Origin of the sequence: Gelidibacter sp. (genome assembly GCF_035577925.1) — a bacterium.
In the GTDB taxonomy this organism is placed as follows: Bacteria; Bacteroidota; Bacteroidia; order Flavobacteriales; family Flavobacteriaceae; genus Gelidibacter.
The window spans coordinates 1-2,825 of the sequence record NZ_DATJCY010000309.1 but is presented as its reverse complement, the minus strand read 5'-3'; the positions used below and the strand labels follow the sequence as shown (position 1 = coordinate 2,825).

The following is a 2,825-nucleotide window of genomic DNA, read 5'->3' as shown; positions in this document are numbered from 1 at the left end:
GCTTGCAGCCAACATTTTTCGATATCCAATATTTTGTCCCACATACCCGGAATATGGAATCCTAAAGCATTTTTGTCGCCCAAATCAACATCCGAGCGGATCTCTTCAAAGGTTAGCCATCGGCTATCACTAAAAGAATATTCCATTTTGTTTCTGTAGAAATAATCTTTTGAGGATCCTAAAATAGGGGTAATGGGAGGCAGATCCAGATGTCCAATCCTTTTAAGGTTGTTTTCAACTTCTTTTTGTTTAAAGTACAATTGGTGCTCATAGCCCATATCTTGCCATTTACAACCGCCGCAAACTCCAAAATGCTGGCATTGGGGTGTCGTACGCTTATCAGAATATTCATGAAATTTTATGGCGTTGCCTTCATAAAAAGATTTACGCTTTTTAAAAGTTTCCACATCAACAATATCACCTGGCACTACATTCTGAATAAAAATAACGGCACCGTCCGGAGATTTTCCTACTGATTTACCTTTGGCTCCAGCATCGACCACCAATACTTTTTCAAAAATTTGTTTTCTATTTCTTCTTCCCATGCCGCAAAAATAGTGAAACCAATTTCGATTTGCGAATTTGAAATTGCGATTTTATCCATATCAAATGAAATTGTGGATATGGACTTAAAATTAGACTCGCAAATTTTAGGAGGTCTAATATATTTTATAAATTTGATGTCCTTACGGATGATTTCTCTCCCACGCTGCTTTTTCGTTCTGATAACTATCGGAAACTGAAAGAATAAAGGTACAGAAGGAATGGTCGATTTCTCGCTGAGCGAGATATAATACACCATGTTTAATTATTTTAAAACACTGACAAACAATGTCTTATATTGAACATGGGATTTAAAAATTCTAATAATAATGACTGCTTTAGACCAATTAACTTCGCAACAAGCGATTGATTTAGAAAACAAGTATGGTGCGCACAATTACCATCCGCTACCTGTAGTATTGAGTAGAGGAGAAGGTGTGTATGTTTGGGATGTTGAAGGGCAGAGATATTATGATTTTCTTTCGGCATATTCGGCTGTTAACCAAGGTCATTGTCACCCAACTATTGTTAATGCCATGATCAAACAGGTGCAAACTTTGACGTTGACTTCACGTGCATTTTATAATGATATGTTAGGCCAATTTGAAGCGTATGTGACCAACTATTTTGGATATGACAAGGTTTTGCCAATGAATACCGGTGCTGAAGCTGTAGAAACGGCACTTAAAATTTGTAGAAAGTGGGCCTACGAAGTGAAAGGTATCGAGGAACAACAAGCAGAAATAATTGTTTGTGAAAACAACTTTCATGGACGGACAACCACTATTATATCATTTTCCAATGATCCGGTAGCGCGTAAAAACTTTGGCCCTTATACCAAAGGATTCCTAAAAATAGAATATGACAATTTGCAAGTCTTGGAAGATACTTTTGAAAAACACCCCAATGTTGCAGGATTTTTGGTGGAACCTATTCAAGGAGAAGCTGGAGTGTATGTGCCAAGTGAAGGTTATTTGGCTAAAGCCAAAGCTTTATGCGACAAGTACAATGTTTTGTTTATGGCCGATGAAGTACAGACGGGCATTGGCAGAACGGGAAAACTGCTGGCAGTAGATCATGAAAATGTAAAACCCGACATTCTTATTTTAGGCAAGGCCTTAAGTGGTGGCGCTTATCCTGTGAGTGCGGTATTGGCCGAAAACGCGATTATGAATGTCATTCAACCCGGAAATCACGGAAGTACTTTTGGTGGAAACCCTGTGGCGGCAGCTGTAGCCATTGCTGCTTTGGAAGTGGTTAAGGACGAAAAGTTAGCCGATAATGCAGAAAAACTGGGACAACTATTTAGAAAAGAACTAAACGTTTATATCCAAAAAAGTAATATTATCAAATTGGTCAGAGGAAAAGGTTTGCTCAATGCCATTGTTATTAATGATGAAGAAGACAGTGATACGGCTTGGAATATTTGTTTGGCATTACGAGATAACGGGCTTTTGGCAAAACCTACGCATGGCAATATTATTCGTTTTGCACCGCCGTTGGTCATGACCGAAGAACAACTTTTGGATTGCGTGAGCATCATCATAACAACAGTTAAAACCTTTGAAAAATAGTCTTAAACTATGGAAGAAAAATCGGCTTTTGAAACTTTTGAATTAAATGTATCGTCCACCATTATGGGATTTTTAAAAGAAACTTCTACATGGACCTATTTTCTGTCTATTTTGGGATTTATTGGTATCGGATTGATGCTTCTTTTTGGTGTCTTTTTTAGTGTAGTGATGGGCTTGATTTCAGGAGGAAATCCGTATGAGGGTCTTGGCATGGATATGTCTTATTTTGGATTGATTTATATTGTTTTGGCGCTTCTTTACTTTTTTCCGGTGTTGTATCTTTTTAATTTTTCACGTAAAACGAAACTTGCATTAAAGACCAATAATAACGATGACCTCACCACGGCTTTTTCTAATTTAAAATCACATTATAAGTTTATGGGTGTTTTTACGATTGTCGTTATCAGTATCTATATTTTGGCATTTGTTATTGCTATGATTGGAGGAATGATGTAAGCGGTTGAAAGATTTAGTATAAAAAAGAGGTCGTCTAAAAACTATTTAGGCGACCTTTTATTTTTTGGTTATTTTGTTTTGATTATGGATTCTCTCGGATAATTAGGTAATTAGTTACTCCTTAAGGTAGATTAATCATCTATAATCCAGTGTATTAACCGTTATTAAGCTTGTTTTTCATTACAGGTATTTGTATATTTGTCGTAGAAAAGCTTGCAAATATGTTGGGAAAAAATCCAGAAAAACTACCCG

At 36.7% G+C, this 2,825-nt stretch carries 3 protein-coding genes; 2 read left to right on the top strand and 1 reads right to left on the bottom strand.

Annotated features, from left to right (window positions below):
- A partial coding sequence (locus tag VNJ50_RS12035; protein ID WP_414652889.1) for a class I SAM-dependent RNA methyltransferase occupies positions 1–545 on the bottom strand: 545 nt, incomplete at its 3' end.
- A 327-nt stretch (positions 546–872) separates the two neighbouring features.
- Between VNJ50_RS12035 and rocD the strand changes: the two genes are divergently transcribed.
- Together rocD and VNJ50_RS12025 are read left to right on the top strand one after the other, a co-directional pair.
- Entirely contained in the window at positions 873–2,117 is a 1,245-nt protein-coding gene (gene rocD, locus VNJ50_RS12030) for an ornithine--oxo-acid transaminase (RefSeq protein ID WP_325582237.1), read from the top strand.
- Between the two features lie 9 nt (positions 2,118–2,126).
- Positions 2,127–2,573 (top strand): DUF5362 family protein, encoded by a 447-nt coding sequence (locus VNJ50_RS12025; RefSeq protein ID WP_325582235.1) that lies wholly within the window; start codon positions 2,127–2,129, stop codon positions 2,571–2,573.
- Positions 2,574–2,825 lie beyond the last annotated feature (252 nt).